Raw genomic sequence first — 24766 nt, forward strand, 5'->3', positions numbered from 1 at the left:
GTATAGTATGTTCGGTTATTTGCCCATAAATTGACTAAGTTTTGAATCATTATCAAATTTTTTAAGCGATTGCCGTAATTTTCACTCCAACTTTCGGCAATATTGGCGGTGTCATCGGCGGTAAAACGGATAAACTGCCCACCATGAATCGATGGGTAGTAGTAGTTTGCAATTTGGGTTAATTGTGATTTTAGCCATGCGTTGTCTTCTTTGCTCGCTACTTCTTGCAGAAATTGCATTCGAAATGGTTCAAAAAAGGGGTAATAACGCCGATGCAATGCATTGGCAATGGTATTGCCAATATTGATTAGTTGTTTTGCCAGTACCGATGGTTTAAGGTCTGTAACAATATAAGCACAAATATAACGCTTTGACTCAAAACATTCGTTTGCTGCTTCAAAGCCAATTCTATCCAATATTGGGCTTTCTAAAAATTCATCGGGTTCGGCAAGTTTAACCAGTGTTGGGCAGACGCTTGGGTCATAATCTAAATCCGAACGTAAAACTTGCGTGAGTTTTTTTTCGCTAAATGGGTTGCCTTTACCAAATAGGTCTATTAACCCTTCTTTTGATAATGGTTCAACTGGGTTAAGGGCGACGATGTTATCAACCAATAAGTAACGGTATTTAAATAAGTTGTTGGTATTATTTAATTCAAAAATCATTATTTACCCTTTTCTACACAACCATGAACATCCAGATCGCTAGATGGTAATTTCGTGTTTCGTGTTTCCGTTGTTGCCCCCATTTTTTGCATTACATTGCACTTAAGATAAATATTATCCTGCGTGCCAAGTTCAATACCTTCACTGCTGATTTTGATATAAGAGCCACCACACATTAAGGTAATTTCTTTGGCTGCCGAAAAGTCAACTTGACTGTCCTCACTGTCAATTTTAATGTTTTGCTTTGCCGCTAACGCCATTTGGTCACTTTGTGCTTGAATGTCGATGTCCCCTTCATTGGCAATGAGTTTCATCCCTGATTTTTGCGCCAGTAAACTGATTGCCTCAGGTGTGGCAACCGTGATATTTTTTAATGCGGTAATGTCTGTTTGATTGGTCGAGATGATACTTAAGCTGTTACCAGTGGTTAACTGTATGTTTTGCGGGCTGATTAGCGCCATGCCTTCTTGAGCATAAGCCAGCATGCCTGATTGCGTTAAGTTACTCAGTGAACTTTGCAGCTGTTGCTGTGATTCGGTATCTGGTGTGTGTGACTGGGCACTTTCTGCGACACTATGTAGTGCTTTGGCAATGGATAAGGCGTTTTCAAGCTCCACCATTGCCCCTTGCATATCGAGCTGTTTGCCCTGCGCTTTGAGTTCGGTTTGGCTGGTGAGGTATAAGCCTTTATTGGCGGCAATGCCCCCCCACTGATCAGTTCTTAATTCAAAGCCTTCTCCTCGGTGATTTTTGTCTTTATCCACCAAATGACCCAAATTTAATTGGGTTTTAGCGTATTCGGTTGCCAGTTTGATGTGCTCTTGCCCACGTTTGTCATCCATTCGCAGCTCGTTATTCGCTGGCGTGCGAATTACGTTACGGTGTTTATCCATGGCAGTAATCAGGTCGGGGTGGGCGCTGTCATGGAACGCAAAGGCAATATAAGGACGATTAGGGTTTTGGTCCGTAAAGGCTATTGCCACTTCGGTGCCGTCAATCAATGGAAAGTGAAATCCGTATTGATTACCCGCATACGGTCTGGCAAGTCTAACCCACAAGCTTTCTTCACCACTGCGCCAGTTCGCTAAGTCGAAGTTAAATTTAACTCGATAACGCCCATGTGTGTCGATATAACCATAAGTGTCATTATCTGGACTGGTAATTCGAGCCGGTAGTGTGCCACTAATTTTTGGCATCGGGAGGGGCGCTGGTCGGTAAGGTTTTAATACGTCAAAGGCTATGGCAGTAAATTCAATTTCGTAAGCCTGACTGCGGTCACCATAGCCTTTGGTGGTTAAGATGATAATGCCGTCTTCAATGCCAGCCATTGAGCTGTTGGTAATCGTTCGGCGTTGACCTGGGGCTAAACGGTAGTCGTTACTTTTTCCCCGTATAAGGCGTTGCTGCGAAATAACTTGTTGGTGACGAATGGCGGCAAACCACTGTCCGCTTTCAATTTCACTATCTTCGTCATTTTCAATAAGGTGTTTATAATCCTCTCCGTAACGGTAGTCATTGCCGTAGGTAGTAGTGTCTTTCGCCGCCGTGTTGACTTGGGAGAGTAAATTTTGTTTTGCTTCACGGTAATTATAATTATTAACCGTAACACTTTGGTTTACTACACCACTTTGCCGAGCCAGTGCCCAGACACTGTATTTACCGCTGTCCATCATACCACTGGGTTTTTGATGAATAATTGTGCCATAATCTTTAAAGCGCTGGTCTTCATCACTTAATACTACCACGTCGCAATGATGCTCTGGGTGAGTTTCAAAAAATAAACTGATGCCAACATCAGCCAATAGTCGTTGAATAAAGACTAAATCACTTTCTTGCCATTGTGTGATTAACTCGCGGTTTGGATAAGTTTCTTTTAATTCTAGGCGGTAATCTATGCCTGTTAAGCCATGCTGTCGGAATAAAGATTCAACCACGCTAATTACACTTTGATTTTGATAAATGGCGCTGCTGTAACTATTACTAAGTAATGCAACCCTTGGTTGTAATATAATTTGATATCGCGTTTCTTCTTGACTTGTGGATAGCAAACTAAACGCCGTTACTACACCGTACACGGTGCGGGTGGCTTCTGATGCGTCAAATAGGCGGTCAAGTGCGCTATTTTCAGCCGGTAAAAAAGAAAATGAAGCCGGTTTGTTTAAAATGGTGTCAACCGCTAATGTGTGGTTGCAACTGGTAAAGGTGATAGTATAACGCCAAGGTTGGTTTAACTGTTCATCAATGGCAACGGCATGAACTGAAATTGATTCGGTTATATTCAGTTCATTCAATTTAAGAGAGTAACGATTATGAGGTACTGCTGAAGAAAGAGCATCTAACCCTGTTGAAATTAAATCCGAAAAAGACATCTATATTCCTTACTAATCCAATATCCAAATACTATTTATTTTTGATGCGTAAACGATTAATTAATGTTAGTGAATGTAAAGCCATTAACAGTTAATGTTTAAAAAGCCGTTAAAATAACTTTTTTTGAGTAATTAATCAACTATTTTGTTGTGTTAATTCTTCTTTACACTCTTTAATTAAAAATCTAAAGAATAACATTTATCATTTTGAAGCTCTTTTGAACAATGATGCTGATAGTCATTTTTACGAGCATTTTTATAAATAACATGGTTTTTATGCGTTATTAATTGTTTTGCTTGCCATTTAATCAATACAATAAAATTTTTTTAATTTAAGCAATTATCCGTTTTAGATATTACATTAAATTTTTTTCAGTAGATTATAGTGTTTAGTTTATTTGTATTAAATTAATTACTGTATTAAACCAGTTATTGTATTAAATCGTAAAAAAGTCTAAATTCTAAGCAAGTTGTTTTGAATGCGATACTCATATAATCATTGTTAACTTTTCAATAATGTATGTTCAATTTAGAAGGAGAGTGTTATGCCATATAAAACACGTCAAGATTTACCCGATTCAGTACGCCATGTTTTGCCTGAACATGCGCAGGATATTTTTAAAGAAGCCTTCAATAGCGCTATTAAACAGTATCAAGATCCGCATAAACGACATGATAACAGCGATCCAGAAACAATTGCTTTTAAAGTAGCTTGGGCTGCTGTTGAAAAGGTTTATCACAAAAATGAAAATGGTAAATGGGTGGCTAAATAAATAGCTTTTTTCCCAATTATTCTTATATTTTTCCTTATCAATACGGAAAAAGTGGGTTAGTAATTCTATTTTTTTCCTTTTATACTAATTTTGAATTATTAATAAACACAGGTACTTAATTATGAGTAATAAAGGTTTACCAAAAGATTTTTTATGGGGCGGCGCTGTTGCGGCTCATCAATTAGAAGGTGCTTGGCAAGTTGGAGGGAAAGGTGTAAGTGTCGCTGATGTGATGACTGTGGGCTCACCTAAAAGTTATCGTAAAATTACTGAAGGGGTAATTGAGGGGGAATATTATCCTAATCACGAAGCTATTGATTTTTATCATCATTATAAAGATGATATTAAGCTATTTGCCGAAATGGGATTTAAATGTTTTCGTACTTCGATTGCTTGGACGCGTATTTTTCCAAAAGGCGATGAACTTGCACCAAATGAAGAAGGCTTAAAATTTTATGATGAGCTTTTTGATGAATGCTTAAAATACAATATCGAGCCAGTTGTTACCCTTTCCCACTTTGAATTGCCTTATTACCTTGTCACTGAGTATGGTGGATTTCGTAATCGTAAATTAATTGACTTTTTTGTGCGTTTTGCCGAGGTCTGTTTTGATCGTTATAAAAATAAAGTCAAATATTGGATGACTTTCAACGAAATTAATAATCAAGCAAATTTTGATGAGGATTTCGCTCCGTTTACCAATTCCGGTATTTTCTATAAAGCAGGTGACAATCGTGAGCAGATTATGTACCAAGCCTCACATTATGAATTAGTAGCCAGTGCCAAAGCGGTGCAAATTGGTCATGCTATTAACCCTGATTTTGAAATAGGCTGTATGTTGGCGATGATTCCTATCTATCCAGAGACTTGTAAACCAGGTGATATTTTAATGGCACAAAAGGCGATGGAGCGTAAATATTTTTTTGCCGATGTTCATGTACATGGTCAGTATCCAAACCATATCATTAAATATTGGCAAGGTAAAAACTATAAATTAGATGTGACTACCCAAGATTTGGAAATTTTAGCAAATGGAACTGTCGATTACATTGGGTTTAGTTATTACATGTCAAACGCTATTCGTAAAAAATCGGATAACTATGAATATAACGAAAAAACCGATCTGATTGGTAATCAATATGTGAAAAAATCCGATTGGGGTTGGCAAATTGATCCTGAAGGGTTACGTTATACTTTAAATTGGTTAACTGATATGTATCGTTTGCCGCTTTTCATTGTTGAAAATGGTTTTGGTGCTTACGATAAAGTCGAAGCTGATGGTAGCATCCATGATGCTTACCGTATTGATTATTTGCGTGAACATATTAAACAAATGAAGATTGCTGTTGAAGAAGATGGTGTTGATTTGATGGGATATACCCCTTGGGGCTGTATTGATCTTGTTTCGGCAGGCACAGGGGAAATGGAAAAACGTTATGGGTTTATTTATGTTGATAAAGATAATCACGGTAATGGTACTTTAAAACGCAGTCGAAAAGATTCATTCATTTGGTATAAGAAAGTCATTGGGTCAAACGGTGAAATCTTATAGCTGGTTGAGCTGATAACAGATTATTATTTATTGGAGAATAAGAAAAGCGATGAAAAAAGCATTGATTATCTGTGCTGCTGGGATGTCATCATCCTTAATGGCCAAAAAAGTAACCGAATATTTTGCAAGCCAAAATAAAACCATTTCGGTTGATGCAGTTTCTTCCACTGAAGGGGCAAATATGATTAAAGATAGCGATTTTTCGCTCTTTTTAATTAGCCCTCAAACTATGATGATGTTTGATAAATTTAGAAAATTGGGGGAAGAAGTCGGTAAGCCTGTTGTGAGTATTCCTTTTCAGGCTTATATTCCGATTCAATCAGGAATTGAGCAGTTAGCTAAATTAATTGAGGATAATGTTCAATCGCTTTAAGCCATTCCTTTGTAAATATTTGATTTTGGCACCGTTTGTTTGTTGCGTTATATAGCGGTGCCTTATTATGTTGCTCTGCGTGCATTTTTATTAAGCCAATAAGAACAACCACAATATTATTAAGCATGCTTTTAACTGTTATAGGTATGGGTGATAATGATTAAAAATAAACAACGTGATCTTATTAGTTTATTAGTTAGTTCTAAAAATCAATTCCAAAGCAGTACGTTGCTGGCCTGTAAGTTATCATTATCTGATAGGACCGTTCGCACTTATCTTAACCATTTGAAACCTTTAATTGAAAGTAATGGCGCAATTATAGTTAGTAAGCAAGGCTATGGATACCAATTACAGATTAGAAATAGAACCGCTTTCAATTCATTTTTAATTCATCATCATTTGTTAGATCAAAATCAAAATCTAAATCGTAATGAAGAACTATCAAGTTATCGCGATGTTTGCCAAAGAAAACATTATCTTCTTAATTTGCTTCTTTTAGAAAGCCAAAAAATTGATATTGAAGACTTGTCTGAACAGATATTTATTAGCACTTCTCAGTTGAATAAGGATATGTTGGAAATTAAAAATCAATTGGCATCTTTCGAACTTAAACTGAAAAAAGATAAATGCTTGTTTTATGTTGACGGCGCAGAGAAGGCAAAACGGCATTTTATTATGAGCTATTTTTTTCATGAAAAGTCGATTCATTTTTTACAGCGTTTAAGCTATTTAAATAAATTTAGTGATGCCATTAGTTTTGATACTTTAACTATTATTATTTTAGATGAATGCCGAGAGGCCCACCTTAAACTGTCTGATGTGATGGTGCAAAATATTGTGCTGCATCTTTCTTTAAGTATAAAGCGTTTGCAATCTGGGCTTTTAATCCAACACCTTGATATGCCCGATTCAACGAAAGACAAGCTGGAATATCAAGTTGCTAAGAAAATTATTACTCGTGTTGAGGCAGCGATCGGGGTTACTTTTCCAAAAGAAGAACAAATGTATTTGACATTACATTTGATGAGCAAATCAAATGCTGCTCATTGTAATTTAGATTCGCAACTTAGTGTGATGTTGACCAAGTTACTCCGAAAAATTCAAGAGGAAACCGGGTATCAATTTTCAAAAGATGAACAATTAAAAAATGGGTTGATTCAACATTTAAAACCTATGCTTGTACGGTTAGAACAAAATATTAAACTAGAAAATCCACTGCTTAATGAAATTAAAACTTGTTCACCAGAATTATTCGATTTAGTAAAACACTATTTTAATCAACTTGTTAATTTAAATACATTTTCTATTAATGATGACGAGTGGGGGTATTTAACCCTGCACTTTTTAGCTTCGATTGAAAAACTTAAAAATGAGCAAAAATTCAAAGCATTAATTATTTGTGCAACAGGGCTTGGAAGTGCGCAGTTGCTAAAAAATCGAGTGGAGAATGAATTTGATGAGCGGATTAAAATTGTTGCCATTCGAGGGTATTATGAAATTGAAGCTGATATGCTAAATGATATTGATTTTATTATATCGTCGGTTGATCTTTCAGCGAAAATTTTTAAAGTTCCTATTTTTCATGTTTCTGTATTTTTTAATGATGAAGATGTGCAGAAAATTCGTCGGTACCTTATATCACGTAAAATGTTGGTTTCTTTTAGTCAAGGATCATTATCAACAAATAAAGCGGTAAGTGATCCCCGCCGTTTAATTCATATTGAGCAAGCTGTTGATGATTTATCAGCTGACTATTTTTATGTGTGCCAGCAATCTAAAACTAAAGATCAAATCATGGATAGTTTACTTGATCGCTTAGCAATAAATGAAGATTGTTGTTATAAACATAAGATAATAAAGCAAATGGAAAACAGAATGGCATTAGGTGATATCTTTTTTAGCCCTACCATTGTGGTACCACATCCCGCTGTTCCTGTGGGTAAATTGTCAAAAATGGGGATTGCAATTATCCCTAATGGTTTAGTTTGGGATAAAAGTCACCCAGATATCCGCTTTATTTTTATGATATCCCCTTCTATTTATCAGAACCCTAACTTAGCCATGATGACAAAAGCTGTCGTTACGTTAATTGATGATTTGCCGATGCAATCGAAATTGTTGCAGAGCCAAAACTTTACCGAATTTAAATCACTTTTTATCAAACTTATAGAAAAGGGAATCTAACAATGAATAAAAAAATGAGCTCCGAGAATATTCAACTTGTTGCATTTAATATTATTTTGCACAGTGGTAACGCTAAAACCAAAATTTACGAGGCATTTAAAGCCATGAGAGAAGCCAATTTTGACTATGCTAATACGCTGCTCGAAGATGCCAACCAAGAAATTTTAGAAGCACATAAATCACAAACCCAATTACTGCAATTTTATGCGAATGGAACAAAAATCGATATGGAAATTATTATGGTGCATGCACAAGATCATTTAATGACAACGATGGCAATGCGCGAAATTTCCCTTGAAATTTCTTATTTGTATAGAAAGAATCATGAACTATTAGCTACGCTTAGGGGTTAATCAATATGATGTCTAATCAATTGAAGATGCATAAAAAAATAAGTTTAGCTAATCTTTATTTTAATCGTTTTTTAGCTATTCGTTATGGCACTGCTTTTTTTATTTTTCTTAACCTTTATTGGGCTGTGTTTTTAATTAGTTCAATGTCTTTTTTTTCTATTATGCCCATTGCTTTATTGGTACTAGGTGTTTTGGCTTCGTTTGAACAGATAAAACTTTATCGGAATCATTATAATTATTTACCTTATGCAACGTTATTTTATCGTTCAATATTATTCACTTTTAGTGCGTTAATTATCATACTTTATACCCCTTGGTATCCTCTTTTTTTTCCTTTTTTGAAAGATACGCAAGATGTTTTAAATACAATTAGCGCTTTTTTAATAGGCTGTGTATTTATCGATTTTTTGATGCTTAAAAAATTAAAAAAAATTCAACTCAATAAAGATAAACATTTTCAAAGAATTCAAGCTTATCAAGCAATCATTAATTAGATGAGGAAAACAAAATGAATGCCGGATTTATGTTTTTACAAAGGTTTTTGATGACCCCAATGGCAAAAATATCCCAATTTAAAATTGTGCGAGCAGTCATGGCTGCTGGAATGGCGTCAGTACCTTTTTCTATCGTTGGGTCTATGTTTTTAGTGTTTAATACATTGCCGATGACATTTACTGGTTTGGAGGTTTTTTTTGAAAATACCTTTTTTAGAGTTAGTAACCTTTATATGATTGCTAATACAGCAACTATCGGTAGTTTAGCTCTCTATTTTAATTTTGTTGTTGGTTATGAGTTAAGTAAAATTGAAGCAGAAGAAACAGGGTTAAAAGTCAATGCACTTAATGGGGCAATGTTATCCGTTTTTGCCTTTTTTATGACATTACCTGAATTGGTAATACAAAATGGAGGAATTGCGTTATTTAATAATCTTGATAATTCAGTCATCAATGGATTACGTTTAAACCCTTTTATTTTTCGATTAGGAACTTCAGGTATTTTTATTGCCATTGTTATGGCAATTTTAGCTACCCACCTTTATTTTTTATGTGTTAGACGCAATTGGGTGGTAAAAATGCCAGAAACCGTGCCTTTAGGTGTTTCTCGTTCTTTCACTGCGTTAATTCCCACTTTTGTTATCGCTTTTTTTGTCATCATTCTTAATGGTGTTTTGGTTTTTTTAGGAACAGATATTTTTCATATTGTTAGTGTCCCTTTTACTTTTGTCACCAATTTAACCAAAAGTTGGCTGGGGATTATGGTTATTTTATTTTTAATCCATGCTTTATGGGTTGTCGGTATCCATGGTGCTAGTATTATTGGAGCGTTTATTACACCAATTATGCTCGCCAATATGAGTGAAAATGCAGCTGGGGCACATATTCCTTTTGCTGGCGAATTTAATAACTCATTTGTGATTTTAGGAGGATCAGGATCTACATTGTTGATGACTTTTTTTATTGCTTTTTATGCTAAATCTAGCCAATTAAAAATATTAGGACGTGCATCAGCCGTACCGGCCATTTTTAATATTAATGAGCCTGTAATTTTCGGAATGCCGATTGTTTATAATCCTTATTTAGCACTTCCTTTCTTTTTAGCCCCTATGGCATGCGGTACGTTGGGCTATTTTGCAATTAATTCAAACCTTATTCATCCAATTATTGCGTTAATACCATGGCCATCACCAATGGGATTAGGTGCCTTTATTGGTACTGGAGGAGATTATAAAGCCATTTTTGTTGCTATCTTGTCGGCAATTTTAGCTGTTGTAATTTATCTGCCTTTTATAAAGCTTTATGACAATAAACTTTATAAAGAAGAACAAGGGAAAATAGATAGCCAAGCTCAAGAAGCTTAAAAAAATTGAATATAGGTAAGGTAATAACTTTTTTAAATTCACTTTTTTAGCGTCATAATCTTTTATTTAAAGGAGTGGCGCTGTTTTATTGTGAATTTTCATTATTAAAAATTATGTATTATATGATATCACCAAGTAAAACCGCATTAACAAAAGCTGAACAATATTTACTCAATTGATAATCTTTCTGTGATATATTTTTTAATTCCCTCTTATGAAATCTTTTACATATTGGCAAGAATTTTGCTTTATTCATTTTTATGTAACAGAAAAGTAAGACGGTATCAATGTATTTATTAGGAGGTTTAAAATGTTCTATCTAAAAAGTAAGTGGGTGAAGCTTTGCTGTTTTACTTTATTTATCATGGTATATCAGCAAGTGCTTGCCAAAAACCTGAGTCCACAAAAGTTTGAAGCTGCAGCTGTTGCTTCGCCCGACTATTATGGTGCAAAGGCGGCAAAAGAAGTGCTCGAAAAAGGTGGAAATGTAGCCGATGCTGCAGTTGCAACAGCATTTACTCTGGCGGTAACCTATCCAGAAGCTGGAAACATTGGCGGTGGTGGATTTATGACGCTTTGGATGGACGGTAAACCTTATTTTATCGATTATCGCGAAGTTGCCCCAAGCAGAGCTGATAAAGATATGTATTTGGATAAAAATAAAAATATTATCCCTAATTTAAGTCTTTATTCACATAAAGCATCGGGCGTGCCAGGTACAGTTGCTGGGATGTGGGCTGTACATCAACGGTTTGGTAAGCTCACTTGGCAAGAAGTAATGGCGCCGGCTATTCGATATGCTAATGAAGGCTTTATAGTAGATAAAGCGTTGATTACTCGTTATCAAGAAGCCGAAAAATTAGCACCAGCTAATGGTCACTTTAAGCAGTACTTTGGTTCTATGCAAGAAGGAAAACGATTTAAACAACCTGAACTTGGCAAAGTATTAGAACGTATTGCAAGTCAAGGAAGCGACGGGTTTTATAAAGGTGAAACAGCTAAATTAATTGCGCAACAAATGCAGAAGAATGAAGGTTTGATTACGGAAAGTGATCTTGCTAATTATCAAGTTAAATGGCGAGAACCTTTAATTGCTAACTGGCACGATATGCAAGTTGTTACTGCTCCGCCTCCAAGCTCTGGTGGTGTTGGTTTAATTCAACTATTATTAATGAAGCAAAATTTAGCGAATGATTTTAAGCATGTTAAAGTGAACTCACCTCAATATATTCACTTATTAGCAGAAATAGAAAAACGTGTTTTTGCAGATCGGGCTGAATATATGGGCGATCCCGATTTTATTTCTGTTCCTGTTACTCAATTAATTGATAGTAATTATTTAGCAAAAAGAGCCAAACAAGTTAATCCTAAAACTATTTCAATTACTGAACAAGTTAAACCAGGATTAGATAATAATCATGAAAAATTACAGACAACGCATTTTTCTATTGTAGATAAATGGGGTAATGCCGCATCCAATACTTATACACTTAATGGTTGGTTTGGATCTGCAGTTGTAATAAAAGGTACAGGTATTTTATTAAATAATGAAATGGATGATTTTAGTAGTAAAGCAGGTGTGGCAAATCAATTTGGTGTCGTTGGTAAGGATGCTAATGCGATTGAGCCGAATAAACGTCCTTTATCTTCTATGACACCAAGTATTTTTATTAAAGATAACGAAGTTGCAATGGTTATTGGTACACCAGGTGGTTCAAGGATTTTCACTTCAATCTTTCAAGTTGTGACAAATGTTTTTGATAATCATATGTCATTAAAAGCAGCAATGGATGCCCCACGTTATCATCATCAACTATTACCAGCGAATCTTATCTTTATTGAGCGTTTTCAAAATAAAGTGCCAGAGAAGTTAAAAGATAAACTTAAACAGATGGGTTATCATTTTAAACAGCAAGATTTTAGTGGTGATATTCAAGCCATAAGAATTAATAATAATAAACTCGAAGCCGTTTCAGATATTCGAGGTAGAGGCAAAGCGTTTATTATTAAATAATTTTGTTACCTAGCTATTTACCCTTTTTTAGCCGTAATGATTGGGTATGTAGATTAGTATGTAATATATAAAAATTACTGATATCAATATCAAAAAAACATAATAAAAAAACCCGTCAACTTAGACGGGTTTTTTTATCGATATTGATTGATGATTATTCAGGAATAATATCAATAATAAGTTTAGCAAAAGCTTCACTATGTACTTGGAAGCAGACTTCGTGCTCACCAGTTGTACGTAATACACCATTTGGTAAGCGAACTTCGCTTTTTGATACATTAATACCACGAGCTTTAATTGCATCAGCGATATCACGTGCACCAATAGAACCAAATAAACGACCTTCGTCACCAGCTTTAGAAGCAATCGTTACTTTTTCAAGCGCATTAATTTGAGCAACGCGCTCTTCAGCTGCTTTTAATGCATCCGCAAGTTTTGCTTCTAATTCAGCACGACGCGCTTCAAAAAATTCGATATTCTTTTTAGTCGCAGGTACTGCTTTACCTTGTGGAATCAAAAAGTTACGCGCATAACCCGCTTTAACATTAACTTGATCACCTAAGCTGCCTAAATTAGCAACTTTATCGAGTAGAATAATTTGCATTATATGTTCCCTCTGTTGCTAATTACTGATGATTGTCAGTATATGGTAATAATGCCAAGTAACGAGCGCGTTTGATTGCGCGAGCTAATTGACGTTGATATTTTGCACTTGTACCAGTAATACGGCTTGGTACAATTTTACCACTTTCTGTGATATAGCTTTTTAATAAAGAAACATCTTTATAATCAATTTCTTTAACGCCTTCTGCTGTAAAACGGCAGAATTTGCGACGACGGAAATAACGTGCCATTTGGCTATTCTCCTAATAGTTTAATTTGGTCAGCATGTAAAACAAGTTGGCTTGTTTTATTGCGTTTAGTGTGTGTACTGATAAAGCCACTTACTAACACTTTGCTGCCTTTTTTAATACTGTAACTTAATTCTTGTTGTCCACTAACAATAATGGGCATGACGCACCACGCTTGCCTTATGAGTTCTGCTTCAATTTGTTCAGATACATGTTCTAAATAAAACTGACAGTGCGAAATCCCACTTGGACTCATTTTTCGTATCGGCGTTTTAGTAACAATACCCGATAACATTAAACGATTATTCGTCGGAATCATCGTCCATATTTACTTCGCTAAAATCATCTTCAGAACTACGGCGTTCGTCTTTAGCTTTTAGCATAGGTGACATTTCAGTTACAGAATGTTTAGTGCGCATAATTAAACTGCGAATCACTGCATCATTAAAACGGAAGTTATCTTCAAGTTCGTTAACAGCTTCTTGAGTTGCTTCAACATTCATTAACACGTAATGTGCTTTGTGCAGTTTTTCGATAGGATAGGCTAATTGGCGACGACCCCAATCTTCTAATCGATGGATTTTACCACCATCAGTGGTTAATGTACCAGTATAACGTTCAATCATACCAGGTACTTGTTCACTCTGGTCTGGGTGAACCATAAATACTATTTCGTAATGACGCATTATCGCTCCCTACGGATTAATCAGCTTTCTGTCGGGGCAACCGCAACCCATTGAAAGCAAGGAACATGAAAAATAGGCGGTTGAAATCGACGGGGCATTATATATCAACTAACTATAATTGACAAATGAATATAGTAATTTTAATGAATTATTATCAGGGGAATGAATTGGTATATAACAAATTGAAAAAAATGAATAAAATATAAAAGATCGCACTGCTGCGACCTTAAAGTTGAGTATAAAATCCCATAATAACCGGTTGTAATTGAATGATGCGATTATCTTGCCGCTTTAACTGCTTTTCCTAATTGCCAAATAGCCATGGCATAGTGTGAACTATGGTTGTAACGGGTTATTACATAGAAATTGGGTAATCCATACCAATATTGATAACGATCGCCTACATCAAGTCGCAATAAACTGACTTGATTGTGCCCTTCTAGTGAACTTTTTGGTTTTAAACCCGCTTTTGCTAACTTTTCAATTGAATATTTGGTGTGAAATCCCGTTTCAAGCGCTAGTGCTTGACCATGTGCCATTACTGCTACTTTTTTTCCTCGTTGCCATCCATGCGCCTTAAAGTAGTTAGCAACACTACCAATTGCATCAATGGGATCCCATAAATCTACATGACCGTCTTGATTGAAATCAACGGCATGCCTTCTAAAGGCCGAGGGCATAAATTGACCATATCCCATTGCACCAGCAAACGATCCACTTAGATCAAAAGGATCTACACCTTCATCTCGACACATTATTAGAAAGTCTTCTAGTTCGTTGGTAAAATATTGGGCTCGTCTTGGATAATAAAAGGCAAGAGTTGATAAAGCATCAATAATTTTGGTATTACCCATAACCCTGCCCCATCCTGTCTCAACACCAATAATGCCAACAATGATTTCAGGTGGTACACCATATTCATTATAAGCACGCTGTAATTCTTTTTCGTATTGGTTCCAAAAATCAACGCCTTTAGAAAGGTTGCTTGGGGTAATAAATTTATTTCTGTAACGAATCCAAGCACCATTAGGCACATTTGAAGTGCTTGATTTGGGTGCTTGTTTATCCATTAAATTAATCACCCAATCAAGCTTATTAGCTTGTGCTAGTATATTATGAAGTTGCTGACGTTCAAAACCATGCTTACTCACCATTTTATCAATAAACTGCTCTTTATCTGTTGATAAAGGAATGTTGTCAGTTTCAGGTTGGATATGTTCTTGTTCCAGATACACCCCTCCTTCAACATTAGAATGTCCCCTGTGCTCTTGCATTGGTGAAGTTGAATAATTATTGCTACTACAAGACGTAAGCATCAGCATCATACTAATAAAAAGAAGAATACGCTGCATAGACTATCCAAATTTTGAATTGTTAAAAAATTGTCATTATCATAAATTGTTGATTGTTATTCAACAATATTTGAACAAGACTCACCTTTAGATATAAGTTTAATATTATTTAAAGTTGTATCAGAAATATTTAATAATGCTTCTTGTGTTAAAAAGGCTTGATGACCAGTAAAGATTACATTATGACATGAGGATAATCGACGGAACACGTCATCTAAAATGACATCATTTGATTTGTCTTCGAAAAATAAGTCTCGTTCATTTTCATAAACATCCATGCCTAATGCACCAATTTTGGTTTGCTTTAATGCATCAATAGCAGCTGTTGCATCAAGTAGTGCACCACGGCTAGTATTAATGATCATTACACCATTTTTCATTTTGTTAAATGACTCTTTATTAAGGAGGTGGTAATTTTCAGGTGTCATTGGACAATGAAGTGTGATAACGTCTGATTGTGCATAGAGTTCATCAAGTTCAACGTATCTTGCGCCTAGCTCAACAACAGTATCGTTTGGATAAGGATCATAAGCTAAAATATGCATACCAAAACCTTTTAGTATTCGGATAGCCGCTTGACCAATTTTTCCGGTACCGATAACACCTGCAGTACGATTATGCATATTAAAACCGGTTAATCCATCAAGTGAGAAGTTAGCATCACGCGTGCGTTGATAAGCTTTGTGAGTGCGGCGATTGAGTGTCATCATTAAAGCAACAGCGTGCTCTGCTACTGCTTCTGGGGAATATGCAGGTACTCGAACAACGGTTATACCTAATTTTTTAGCTTCGGTTATATCAACATTGTCAAACCCCGCACAGCGGAGCGCTAAGATTTTAATGCCGTAATCAGCTAATTTTTGCAATACTTTTTTATCAATTTCGTCGTTAACAAAGACACAAACTGCATTGTAACCCTGTGCGGTCACTACCGTTTTATGACTTAATTTGTGTTCAAAATATTCGATATCAAAACCATACTTTTTATTCGCGATTTCTAGATGTTCTTTATCATAATGTTTACTGCTAAAAACAGCGATTTTTAATGAACTTTTCATATTACAACACCCCTCTTAACGGTGATTGATTAATTTTTTAACTGGTTAGATATTTTTATATCATAGTTAAAATACATAATATTTTATATGGTAATAGCCAACGATAATATAGATAAAACAGCTATATAACAATATTTAACTTTTTTAACCCTAAATATCATTATTCGCCAGCAGTATGTGTTAACCATTAGTGATTATTTTGATTATTGTATGCTATGATAGCACCTTGCTAAAAACCAACCAATAAGATTAATTCATGAACCATATGCAAAACTCTATTTTTAAAACTATTTTTTCCACTAAAATGCTTATCTGCATTTTCACTGGTTTTGCTTCTGGTTTACCCTTTTATTTATTATCCCAATTATTACCTGCATGGTTAAAAAGTGAAGGAATTAATATCAAAACTATTGGCGCATTTACGTTAACGCAGTTTCCTTATATTTTGAAATTTGTCTGGGCACCATTTATGGATAATATTTCCTTATTTAATTTGGGAAGAAGGCGAGGCTGGATGCTTACTTCACAAGTTATATTGGTTTTATCTATTGCAATACTAGGATTCCTTTCTCCTTCATTAAATATTTGGTTAATTGCATCTATTAGCTTTATCGTTGCTCTGTTTTCTGCCACCCAAGATATTGCTCTTGACGCTTTTAGACGAGAGTTATTATTGGATAATGAGCAAGGACTTGGTAATACTATTCATACTAACGCCTATCGTATTGCTGGTTTAGTACCAGGTTCACTATCATTAATTCTTTCTAAGTATTTACCCTGGGACAGTGTTTTTATTGTTACTGCTCTATTTATGTTGCCTGCAATTATCATGACATTAAAAGTAAAAGAGCCAATCAATCAATCACCTAAAATATATAAGCTTGAAGATATTATTATTAAACCTTTTAGTGAATTTGTTACACGAAATGGTATTAAGACAGCTGTATTGATTCTAACTTTTATATTTTTATATAAATTAGGGGATAGTATGGCAACATCATTGGCTACGCTGTTTTATATGCAAATGGGGTTTACTCTTTTAGATATTGGTTGGATTGCTAAAAATGCCTCCTTATGGCCGAGTATATTTGGCGCTTTATTAGGTGGTATTTTAATGATTAAAATTGGCATTAATCGTGCACTTTGGTTGTTTGGTTTTGTTCAAGTTATTTCTATTTTAGGATTTGCGTGGCTATCTATAGAAGGTCCATTTACTAAAATTACCTTTTATGCAAAAATATTATTAGCGATTGTCATAGGCTTTGAATCTCTGGGCGTTGGTTTGGGTTCAGCTGCCTTTGTAGCGTTTATCGCTAAAACAACCAATCCTCTTTATACTGCAACACAATTTGCGCTGTTTACGAGTATTGCATCTATTCCAAGAACACTGATTAATTCCACCACCGGTATTATGGTTGATTATTTAGGATGGACGACCTTTTTTGGTTTATGTACAATTCTTGCCATACCCGGTATGTTATTATTGTTTAAAGTTGCTCCATGGAACACAAAAAATTAGGAGAGAGCATGGATAAATTATTACAAGCCCTTAATTTTCGACATGCATGCAAAAAATTCGATGGTACCAAAAAAATTAGTAATACTGATATTGAATCTATTTTAGAAGCTGGTCGACTATCCCCTTCTACATTTGGATTAGAACCTTGGCATTTTGTCGTTGTTGATAACGATAAAATTAAAAGTGAATTACGTGCTGTTTGTTACAATCAAGAGCAAGTAACCAGCTGTTCACATTTTGTGATTGTGCTTTATCGTAAAGCTAATAATTTTACGTCACAAAGCGAATATTTGCGTAGAACAGTTGCGCGTAACTTACCAAATCCTGAAGATCAAACCGCTATTGATATTGGTTGTCAATCAATTATCAATTTTTATGAGCACGGTTTAGCAAGTGGGTTGACCATCAATCATTCATCCGAAATGCAAAGCTACCTAGCTTGCGCAAATATGTTAACTGCAGCCGCTTATTATGGTATTGATTCATGTGCTATTGGTGGATTTCAACATGATGGCATTATTAAGATTCTAGAAAAATATATACTAGCGTTTAGTGGCGAATCTTTTGGTGTGGGACTTTGTCTGGCTTTCGGTTACCGACTTAATGAACCAAGAGCTAAAACTCGTTGGTCGCTTGATGAGGTAACAACTTATTTATCTGATTAAAATAAAAAAACCTTCAGTTGCTTTATAGCCGCTGAAGGTAAAATGAAAAAAACAACACTTAATTTTATTCAATCGATTGATACAATGTTTCAGTATCCGCAGATGCGGAATTCATAATAAACACTACTCCTGATAAAATATTACCTATTTGCGGATCAGTTACATTGTGTTGCAATGAGATTAATATTTCTTGTGCCCAATTAATTTTTCGTAGTACGGCTTCTACGTTTTCTTTTGAAGGATTATTCATTTTACACGTCCTCCGTTTTGTTAGGATTTCATGCCTAAGCGGCTGAAAATAGATTATCTAAGTTAACAATAAGTCATGAATAAGAAAAGCACGTATTTTAAACAAAAAAAAGCAAAAAATAAAACAAACGTTGTTTTAAAAAGTATAAATTCAATTAAAAAAACTGAAAAGGGAAAGATAATCTATTTTTTAAAAGTAAAAAATTTATTGTGGTTACCTATTACTGTAATAATCAATTTTTTTGCCAGAAAGAGATTGATAATGATAGACTTTTGTGTCATAAATCATCCTTATTTTAAAAAACTGTTTGATGACTCTACGGTTTATTAAAAAGTTTAATTAATGAATATTAAAAATAAAATGACTGTTATTAACAATCAGTAAGGTTCTAAAAATGAAATCGAAACATGCACGTTTACTTATCTTGGGTTCTGGTCCCGCCGGCTATACAGCTGCAGTTTATGCTGCAAGAGCGAATCTTTCACCTGTGCTAATTACAGGATTGCAAGAAGGTGGGCAACTAACAACCACAACCGATCTTGAAAACTGGCCAGCCGGTGCTCCTGATTTAACAGGACCAGAATTAATGGTTAAGATGAAGGAACATGCAGAAAGATTTAATACTGAAATTATTTTAGATCAAATTGAGCGTGTCGATTTTAGCGCTAAGCCTTATAAGCTTTTCGGTAGTGAGACTGAATATAGCTGTGATGCACTCATCATTGCAACTGGTGCTTCAGCACAATATCTTGGTTTACCGTCTGAGGAGGCATTTAAAAGTAAAGGAGTTTCAGCTTGTGCAACCTGCGATGGATTTTTCTACCGCGATCAAAAAGTAGCTGTCGTGGGTGGAGGTAATACTGCGGTAGAAGAAGCTCTTTATTTAGCCAATATTGCGAGTGAAGTACATTTAATTCACCGTCGAGATACCTTTAGAGCAGAAAAAATCTTAATGGTTCGCTTAGCTCAAAAAATTAAAGAAGGTAAAGTTATCCTACATACTCATCGTGTAGTTGATGAAGTTTTAGGGGATAACATGGGAGTAACTGGAGTTAGAATCCGTAGCTCACAAGATCCTAATACTACCGAAGAGTTGTCGGTTTTAGGCGTGTTTATCGCTATTGGTCACAAACCAAACACCGCTATATTTGAAGGTCAACTTGAACTAAATGGCGGTTATATCAAAGTACAATCAGGCACGCAAGGCAACGCTACTCAAACCAGTGTCGAAGGGATTTTTGCTGCTGGTGATGTTATGGATCATGTCTATCGTCAAGCAATCACTTCAGCAGGTACAGGCTGTATGGCTGCTTTAGATGCAGAACATTATTTGGATAATTTAAAATAAGCAGTAAAGATCTTTATGTCATTAGATAAAAAACGCCAGACCTATCTACTTGGCTGGTTAAAACAGCAAGCAAAAATGTATAAAACTAATTTGCGTGCTTCAATTTTAACCGGCTTGGTTTTAACTATATTAGTTATTATTCAATCTGCATTGCTCGCTGTAATTTTGCAAAAAATTATTATTGAACAACACTATTTTGTGGATATTCTGCCTTTTTTTGGCGCACTAGTTGCAGTGTTACTTGGTCGAGCAGGCTTAATTTATCTACGCGAAAAGATCAACTTTGCCATAGGCAAAAAAGTTCGCCAGCAAGTTCGACAGCAATTAATTGATCAACTTGAGTTGTATGGACCTGCTCATTTAAACCAAAACACCACAGGTGCATTAAGTACGCTACTTATTGAACAAGTCGATAAATTGCATGACTTTTTTTCCCGTTATTTACCCCAAATGCGATTGGCAAGTATGGCTCCAATATTAATCTGTATTGCTATCTTTCCATTTAACTGGGCAGCAGCTACAATTTTGCTTTGTACCGCTCCCTTGATTCCTATTTTTATGATTTTAGTGGGAATGGGAGCTGCTGATATTAATCGTCGTCATTTTAAAGCGCTTGCGTATTTAAGTGGTCATTTTTTAGATCGTTTAAAAGGCCTCAATACCATTCGACTATTCAACCAAGGTGAAAAACAAACTAACGAAATAGCGATTGCTTCTGAAGATTTTCGTATTAAAACTATGCAAGTGCTCAAAATAGCCTTTTTATCTTCAGCCGTATTGGAGTTTTTTACTTCTATTTCAATCGCCATTGTGGCAGTTTATTTTGGATTTTCGTATTTAGGCGAATTTGATTTTGGTGCATATAATGGAACTGTTACTCTATTTGCTGGTTTTTTTGCGCTAATGTTAGCCCCTGAATACTTTCAACCTTTACGTGATTTGGGCACTTACTATCATGCCAAAGCTGAAGCAATTGCAGCAGCAGATAATATCGAAACTTTTTTAAGTAAAAAAATCGCACCAAAACAAATCAATGATAATATAACAAACATAAAATTGACTGAGCCATTAAAAACAATTGAAGCAGATAATTTAATTATATTATCTAACGAACAACAACCTATCGTTGGTCCATTATCATTTAGCTTGCAGGCACCTTTTAAATTAGCTCTCATAGGGACTAGTGGCGAAGGTAAAACTTCGTTAATGCAAGTACTACTCGGATTTTTACCTTATCAAGGTTCATTAAAGATTAATGGTATTGAATTTAATCAATTAGATATTAATGATTGGCAACAGCAAGTAAGCTGGATTGGTCAAAATCCTTACTTGCTTAATAGTACTATCCGTGAAAATATTTTATTGGGTAAACAAAATGCAACCAACCATGAACTTGATAACGTGATAGCCAAAACCCAATTGACTGAAGTTATTGCTAAATTACCACAAGGCATTGAAACCCAAGTTGGCGAAGATGCGGTACGTTTATCAATTGGGCAAGCACAGAGGATCGCTTTAGCAAGAGCAATGCTAAAACCTTGTCAATTATTGATTCTTGATGAACCAACTGCTAGTTTAGATAAACAAACCATCCAAAATTTGGATCAGCAACACATTGCCCCTAATAGCATTACAATTACTCATCAAACAGATGACATGCAAGATTTTAAACAGATCTGGCAATTGGCTAATGGTAAGCTACACTGTGATATCAAGGGGGATTTATGCTAGCTATATTACGCCCTTATATCGCACTATATAAACACTATTTTGGGCAAATTTTATTGGGATTATTTTTGTCAATTCTTACCCTATTTGCCAGCGTATTTTTGCTATCATTATCAGGATGGTTTTTAGCCTCTACAGCTTTTGTTGGCGTTGCAGGTTTGTATACTTTCAATTATATGTTGCCTGCTGCTGGTGTTCGTGCTGCGGCAATTATTCGAACCGCTGCCCGCTATATGGAGCGTTTAGTTGATCATAATACCACATTTAAAATCTTAGCTTATTTAAGAACGTTAGCTTTTCGTAAGATTTTGCCCTTAAGTGCCAATCAATTAGCCCACTACCAACGGGCTGACTTGCTTAATCGCTTTATTGTTGATATTGACGCACTTGATCACTTATACCTAAAACTTTTTTCACCTATTGTAACCGCACTTGTTACCATTGCTGTTTTGTTTGTTGGATTAGCAAATATAAACTTACCTATTGCGTTAATTATTACTATTATCCTTACAACCACTTTACTTGTGGTTCCGGTCATTTTTTATCAAGCAGGAAAGCAACTCGGCAAAACACTAGCTAAACAACAAAGTGAATATCGTTTATTATTAATTAATTATCTACAAGGACAAGCTGAACTTATCCTATTTAATGCACAACCACGCTATCGTGCTAAACTTGATGAGCTTGAATCAAACTGGCTTTATAACCAGCAACGTCAATCAACATTAATGGCACTATCAAGTGCATTGATTGTGCTGATTGCTGGATTTTTAACGTTGCTTGTTCTATGGCTAATTACCCAATACACCCTATCCCCTTTGGTGGCGTTATTTGTATTTGTTAGTCTTGCAAGTGCTGAAATACTCATGCCAATTCCTGGCGCATTTATCTTTTTAGGGCAAGTACTTACTTCTGCCACACGCACAACAGCTATTTTTAATCAAACACCCGACATTCAATTTGTTTCTAAAGGTAAAAAAATAGATTTAACTACGGCAAAATTACAATTTGAACAAATTAATTTCAGCTATCCAAATCAACCTTTTGCGATATTAACTGATTTTTCCTTAACGGTTGAACAAGGTGAACATATTGGAATAATTGGTAAAACTGGTTGTGGTAAATCAACTTTATTAAGTCTAGTGAATCGAACTTGGAAGGCAAGATCCGGTAATATTTATTTTAATGATACCCCAATAAATCAACTGGATGAAAAAACTTTGCGACAAGCTATCGCAATGGTTCCTCAAGTTATTACTATTTTTAGTGAAACTTTACGGCAAAATTTGCTCATTGGTAATCCTAATGCAACGGATCAACAGCTTATTGAGGTTTTACATCAAGTTGAATTGGACAAATTACTAATTACAGAACAAGGTTTAGATATGCTAATTGGACAAGGCGGGCGTACTTTATCTGGCGGTGAAATTCGTCGTATTGGCATTGCAAGAGCATTACTGCATAATTCCCCTTTAATTTTAATGGACGAACCAACAGAAAGCCTTGATCAACAAACAGAGCAACAAATTATTCAATTAATCAAGCAGACATGTAAGGGTAAAACATTGATTATGGTTACACATCGTTTAACGGATAATCCAATGTTTGATCGGGTTGTTTCACTTTAAAATAGATGTTTTTAATAATAATTAGAACGCTATATTGGTAAGTAATGCATTATTTAGGCTAAAAAAGGGATTAGCTTTAATAGTTAACATAATATTTATTGGATCTTACAATACTTGGTTGTATTAAAATTACTTTTTATTTAAATATTTTGTAATCATAAGTTTTTTAAGGGAGTGTTGGATTTATATGTTATCCACACCGTTATTCTTAAAAATATGCTATAATAGCGCTTTGTTTTGATTGATAGAGAGATTATTTTGCAACAGTCGTTACAAGATTTTATTATTGATAAGATTGATGATCTAAAAGGCAAAGACATTGTTACCCTTGATGTTCGAGGTAAATCGAGCATTACCGATTATATGATTATCTGCACCGGTACTTCAAACCGTCATGTAGCTTCAATATCAGGTCATTTAATTGATGAAGCAAAAAAACAAGGTCATCTAGTTTTAGGCAGTGAAGGACAAGGTGATGCTGATTGGGTTGTGGTTGATATGGACTCGGTGATTGTGCACATTATGCAAGAGGAAAGTCGCCAGCTTTACGAACTTGAAAAACTTTGGAGTTAATGCCGTGAAAATACAGCTTATTGCTGTTGGCACTAAAATGCCAAACTGGGTTACTATTGCTTTTAATGATTATCAGTCACGATTTCCTAAAGATATGCCTTTGGAGCTTGTTGAAATTCCCGCAGGAAAACGTACTAAAAATGCAGATATTGTACGAATTTTAGATAAAGAAGGCGAAGCAATGCTAAGTGCTTGCGGTAAAAGTAATCGCATTGTGGCGCTCGATATTCCAGGTAAACCTTACACAACGTATAATTTAGCCGAACAGTTAGAGCACTGGAAAGCAGATGGTCGTGATGTGAGTTTATTAATTGGTGGACCTGAAGGTTTATCTCCTGCTTGTAAAGCCGCTGCGCAGCAAAGTTGGTCTCTATCACCGCTTACACTTCCTCATCCTTTAGTTCGCATCATCGTGGCAGAAAGCCTTTACCGAGCTTTTAGCTTAACCACTAATCATCCATATCATCGTGAATAATAACTAGGTAATAAAAATGAGCGAGATTATTTTAGATCTGCAAGTTGCTACAAAAGATCACCAAAACCTACCTACTGAAAAGCAAATTATAAAATGGTTAGAAGTTATTTTGCCACAATTTATGGATAGTGCTGAAATTACTATTCGTATTGTCGATGAACAAGAAAGCCAGCAATTGAATAGTACTTATCGACACAAAGATAAACCTACTAATGTATTATCTTTTCCATTTGAGTCACCAATTGAAATTGCTGTACCGTTGCTCGGTGATTTGGTTATTTGTAAACAAGTAGTAGAAGCAGAAGCAATAGCTCAGCACAAATCATTAACCTCACATTGGGCACATATGATTGTGCATGGTTGTTTACATTTACTTGGCTATGATCATATTCTTGACGAAGAAGCAAAAGAAATGGAGAATATCGAGATAAGTATTATGCAGCAGTTAGGATTTGATGATCCTTATCAACTAGTTGACTAATCGAAACTATT

General features: G+C 35.2%; 24 protein-coding genes and 1 pseudogene. 16 read left to right on the forward strand and 9 right to left on the reverse strand.

What is annotated here, in order from left to right:
• Positions 1–665 (reverse strand): annotated as a pseudogene (locus tag A9G36_RS00445) (hypothetical protein); the annotation flags it as partial.
• Entirely contained in the window at positions 665–3034 is a 2370-nt protein-coding gene (locus tag A9G36_RS00450; RefSeq protein WP_065585252.1) for a type VI secretion system Vgr family protein, read from the reverse strand. The pseudogene A9G36_RS00445 and the gene A9G36_RS00450, both read right to left, overlap by 1 nt.
• 545 nt (positions 3035–3579) lie before the next feature.
• Between A9G36_RS00450 and A9G36_RS00455 the strand changes: the two genes are divergently transcribed.
• The 8 genes from A9G36_RS00455 (at position 3580) to ggt (ending at position 12141) form a co-directional block, all read left to right on the forward strand.
• A complete protein-coding gene (locus A9G36_RS00455; RefSeq protein ID WP_034943431.1) occupies positions 3580–3807 on the forward strand; it encodes a ChaB family protein in 228 nt (75 codons plus the stop codon).
• 121 nt (positions 3808–3928) lie between these two features.
• Complete coding sequence (locus tag A9G36_RS00460) at positions 3929–5359, forward strand: 6-phospho-beta-glucosidase (protein ID WP_034944636.1); 1431 nt, start codon at positions 3929–3931, stop codon at positions 5357–5359.
• Between the two features lie 49 nt (positions 5360–5408).
• A complete protein-coding gene (locus A9G36_RS00465; protein ID WP_034943433.1) occupies positions 5409–5732 on the forward strand; it encodes a PTS cellobiose transporter subunit IIB in 324 nt (107 codons plus the stop codon).
• Positions 5733–5888: 156 nt separating this feature from the next.
• Positions 5889–7916, forward strand: a complete 2028-nt coding sequence (locus A9G36_RS00470; protein WP_065585253.1) for a PRD domain-containing protein — start codon at positions 5889–5891, stop codon at positions 7914–7916.
• Positions 7917–7918: 2 nt separating this feature from the next.
• Positions 7919–8269, forward strand: coding sequence for a PTS cellobiose transporter subunit IIA (locus A9G36_RS00475; RefSeq protein ID WP_065568737.1), 351 nt, complete (start codon positions 7919–7921; stop codon positions 8267–8269).
• A gap of 5 nt (positions 8270–8274) precedes the next feature.
• Positions 8275–8763 carry a hypothetical protein gene (locus A9G36_RS00480; RefSeq protein WP_051825008.1) on the forward strand — a complete coding sequence of 163 codons (489 nt, stop codon included), beginning with the start codon at positions 8275–8277 and terminating at the stop codon, positions 8761–8763.
• A 14-nt stretch (positions 8764–8777) separates the two neighbouring features.
• Positions 8778–10127 carry a PTS cellobiose transporter subunit IIC gene (gene celB, locus A9G36_RS00485; RefSeq protein WP_065568738.1) on the forward strand — a complete coding sequence of 450 codons (1350 nt, stop codon included), beginning with the start codon at positions 8778–8780 and terminating at the stop codon, positions 10125–10127.
• Between the two features lie 364 nt (positions 10128–10491).
• Positions 10492–12141, forward strand: coding sequence for a gamma-glutamyltransferase (gene ggt, locus A9G36_RS00490; protein WP_442902638.1), 1650 nt, complete (start codon positions 10492–10494; stop codon positions 12139–12141).
• 154 nt (positions 12142–12295) lie between these two features.
• Here ggt and rplI read toward each other — a convergent pair whose 3' ends face one another.
• The 6 genes from rplI to A9G36_RS00520 all read right to left on the reverse strand — a co-directional run bounded on the left by rplI (position 12296) and on the right by A9G36_RS00520 (position 16088).
• On the reverse strand, positions 12296–12745 hold the full coding sequence (rplI, locus tag A9G36_RS00495) for a 50S ribosomal protein L9 (protein WP_034943440.1): 450 nt from the start codon (positions 12743–12745) through the stop codon (positions 12296–12298).
• 22 nt (positions 12746–12767) lie between these two features.
• On the reverse strand, positions 12768–12995 hold the full coding sequence (gene rpsR, locus A9G36_RS00500) for a 30S ribosomal protein S18 (RefSeq protein ID WP_025314965.1): 228 nt from the start codon (positions 12993–12995) through the stop codon (positions 12768–12770).
• A gap of 4 nt (positions 12996–12999) precedes the next feature.
• Positions 13000–13311, reverse strand: a complete 312-nt coding sequence (gene priB, locus A9G36_RS00505) for a primosomal replication protein N (RefSeq protein WP_034943442.1) — start codon at positions 13309–13311, stop codon at positions 13000–13002.
• Positions 13295–13678, reverse strand: a complete 384-nt coding sequence (gene rpsF / locus A9G36_RS00510; protein WP_034943444.1) for a 30S ribosomal protein S6 — start codon at positions 13676–13678, stop codon at positions 13295–13297. The genes priB and rpsF overlap by 17 nt, the downstream gene beginning before the upstream one ends.
• Positions 13679–13956: 278 nt before the next feature.
• Entirely contained in the window at positions 13957–15030 is a 1074-nt protein-coding gene (gene mltB, locus A9G36_RS00515) for a lytic murein transglycosylase B (RefSeq protein ID WP_065574115.1), read from the reverse strand.
• Positions 15031–15086: 56 nt separating this feature from the next.
• Positions 15087–16088, reverse strand: coding sequence for a 2-hydroxyacid dehydrogenase (locus tag A9G36_RS00520; RefSeq protein ID WP_034943448.1), 1002 nt, complete (start codon positions 16086–16088; stop codon positions 15087–15089).
• Positions 16089–16353: 265 nt separating this feature from the next.
• Here A9G36_RS00520 and A9G36_RS00525 point away from each other — a divergent pair, with 265 nt between their 5' ends.
• Positions 16354–17607, forward strand: a complete 1254-nt coding sequence (locus A9G36_RS00525; RefSeq protein ID WP_081295247.1) for an AmpG family muropeptide MFS transporter — start codon at positions 16354–16356, stop codon at positions 17605–17607.
• Positions 17608–17615: 8 nt separating this feature from the next.
• Positions 17616–18272, forward strand: a complete 657-nt coding sequence (locus tag A9G36_RS00530) for an NAD(P)H-dependent oxidoreductase (protein ID WP_034943452.1) — start codon at positions 17616–17618, stop codon at positions 18270–18272.
• A gap of 64 nt (positions 18273–18336) precedes the next feature.
• Here A9G36_RS00530 and A9G36_RS00535 read toward each other — a convergent pair whose 3' ends face one another.
• Positions 18337–18522 (reverse strand): hypothetical protein, encoded by a 186-nt coding sequence (locus tag A9G36_RS00535; RefSeq protein WP_065585255.1) that lies wholly within the window; start codon positions 18520–18522, stop codon positions 18337–18339.
• A gap of 394 nt (positions 18523–18916) precedes the next feature.
• On the opposite strand from A9G36_RS00535, the gene trxB reads away from it, so the two are divergent.
• From trxB to ybeY, 6 genes are all read left to right on the forward strand, one after another.
• On the forward strand, positions 18917–19870 hold the full coding sequence (trxB, locus tag A9G36_RS00545) for a thioredoxin-disulfide reductase (protein WP_065568743.1): 954 nt from the start codon (positions 18917–18919) through the stop codon (positions 19868–19870).
• Between the two features lie 15 nt (positions 19871–19885).
• Complete coding sequence (cydD, locus tag A9G36_RS00550; RefSeq protein WP_065568744.1) at positions 19886–21601, forward strand: heme ABC transporter permease/ATP-binding protein CydD; 1716 nt, start codon at positions 19886–19888, stop codon at positions 21599–21601.
• The gene (gene cydC / locus A9G36_RS00555) at positions 21595–23226 is read left to right on the forward strand and encodes a heme ABC transporter ATP-binding protein/permease CydC (protein WP_065574116.1); all 1632 of its coding nucleotides are present in this window, start codon (positions 21595–21597) and stop codon (positions 23224–23226) included. The genes cydD and cydC overlap by 7 nt, the downstream gene beginning before the upstream one ends.
• 255 nt (positions 23227–23481) lie before the next feature.
• Positions 23482–23799, forward strand: a complete 318-nt coding sequence (gene rsfS / locus A9G36_RS00560; protein WP_034944652.1) for a ribosome silencing factor — start codon at positions 23482–23484, stop codon at positions 23797–23799.
• Positions 23800–23803: 4 nt separating this feature from the next.
• Positions 23804–24274, forward strand: a complete 471-nt coding sequence (gene rlmH, locus A9G36_RS00565; protein ID WP_034944655.1) for a 23S rRNA (pseudouridine(1915)-N(3))-methyltransferase RlmH — start codon at positions 23804–23806, stop codon at positions 24272–24274.
• A 16-nt stretch (positions 24275–24290) separates the two neighbouring features.
• Positions 24291–24755: an rRNA maturation RNase YbeY gene (gene ybeY, locus A9G36_RS00570; protein ID WP_034943459.1), complete on the forward strand. Its 465-nt coding sequence runs from the start codon at positions 24291–24293 to the stop codon at positions 24753–24755.
• The last annotated feature ends 11 nt before the right edge of the window (positions 24756–24766 follow it).

This window comes from Gilliamella sp. Choc6-1 (genome assembly GCF_001690385.1).
GTDB classification, from domain to species: Bacteria; Pseudomonadota; Gammaproteobacteria; order Enterobacterales; family Orbaceae; genus Gilliamella; species Gilliamella apicola_A.

What these genes read in the sequence shown, in the direction of transcription:
- A9G36_RS00450 (WP_065585252.1), bottom strand. Translation starts at nt 3,034, where the DNA reads ATGTCTTTTTCGGATTTAATTTCAACAGGGTTAGATGCTCTTTCTTCA.
- A9G36_RS00455 (WP_034943431.1), top strand. Translation starts at nt 3,580, where the DNA reads ATGCCATATAAAACACGTCAAGATTTACCCGATTCAGTACGCCATGTT.
- A9G36_RS00460 (WP_034944636.1), top strand. Translation starts at nt 3,929, where the DNA reads ATGAGTAATAAAGGTTTACCAAAAGATTTTTTATGGGGCGGCGCTGTT.
- A9G36_RS00465 (WP_034943433.1), top strand. Translation starts at nt 5,409, where the DNA reads ATGAAAAAAGCATTGATTATCTGTGCTGCTGGGATGTCATCATCCTTA.
- A9G36_RS00470 (WP_065585253.1), top strand. Translation starts at nt 5,889, where the DNA reads ATGATTAAAAATAAACAACGTGATCTTATTAGTTTATTAGTTAGTTCT.
- A9G36_RS00475 (WP_065568737.1), top strand. Translation starts at nt 7,919, where the DNA reads ATGAATAAAAAAATGAGCTCCGAGAATATTCAACTTGTTGCATTTAAT.
- A9G36_RS00480 (WP_051825008.1), top strand. Translation starts at nt 8,275, where the DNA reads ATGATGTCTAATCAATTGAAGATGCATAAAAAAATAAGTTTAGCTAAT.
- celB (WP_065568738.1), top strand. Translation starts at nt 8,778, where the DNA reads ATGAATGCCGGATTTATGTTTTTACAAAGGTTTTTGATGACCCCAATG.
- ggt (WP_442902638.1), top strand. Translation starts at nt 10,492, where the DNA reads ATGGTATATCAGCAAGTGCTTGCCAAAAACCTGAGTCCACAAAAGTTT.
- rplI (WP_034943440.1), bottom strand. Translation starts at nt 12,745, where the DNA reads ATGCAAATTATTCTACTCGATAAAGTTGCTAATTTAGGCAGCTTAGGT.
- rpsR (WP_025314965.1), bottom strand. Translation starts at nt 12,995, where the DNA reads ATGGCACGTTATTTCCGTCGTCGCAAATTCTGCCGTTTTACAGCAGAA.
- priB (WP_034943442.1), bottom strand. Translation starts at nt 13,311, where the DNA reads ATGATTCCGACGAATAATCGTTTAATGTTATCGGGTATTGTTACTAAA.
- rpsF (WP_034943444.1), bottom strand. Translation starts at nt 13,678, where the DNA reads ATGCGTCATTACGAAATAGTATTTATGGTTCACCCAGACCAGAGTGAA.
- mltB (WP_065574115.1), bottom strand. Translation starts at nt 15,030, where the DNA reads ATGCAGCGTATTCTTCTTTTTATTAGTATGATGCTGATGCTTACGTCT.
- A9G36_RS00520 (WP_034943448.1), bottom strand. Translation starts at nt 16,088, where the DNA reads ATGAAAAGTTCATTAAAAATCGCTGTTTTTAGCAGTAAACATTATGAT.
- A9G36_RS00525 (WP_081295247.1), top strand. Translation starts at nt 16,354, where the DNA reads ATGCAAAACTCTATTTTTAAAACTATTTTTTCCACTAAAATGCTTATC.
- A9G36_RS00530 (WP_034943452.1), top strand. Translation starts at nt 17,616, where the DNA reads ATGGATAAATTATTACAAGCCCTTAATTTTCGACATGCATGCAAAAAA.
- A9G36_RS00535 (WP_065585255.1), bottom strand. Translation starts at nt 18,522, where the DNA reads ATGAATAATCCTTCAAAAGAAAACGTAGAAGCCGTACTACGAAAAATT.
- trxB (WP_065568743.1), top strand. Translation starts at nt 18,917, where the DNA reads ATGAAATCGAAACATGCACGTTTACTTATCTTGGGTTCTGGTCCCGCC.
- cydD (WP_065568744.1), top strand. Translation starts at nt 19,886, where the DNA reads ATGTCATTAGATAAAAAACGCCAGACCTATCTACTTGGCTGGTTAAAA.
- cydC (WP_065574116.1), top strand. Translation starts at nt 21,595, where the DNA reads ATGCTAGCTATATTACGCCCTTATATCGCACTATATAAACACTATTTT.
- ybeY (WP_034943459.1), top strand. Translation starts at nt 24,291, where the DNA reads ATGAGCGAGATTATTTTAGATCTGCAAGTTGCTACAAAAGATCACCAA.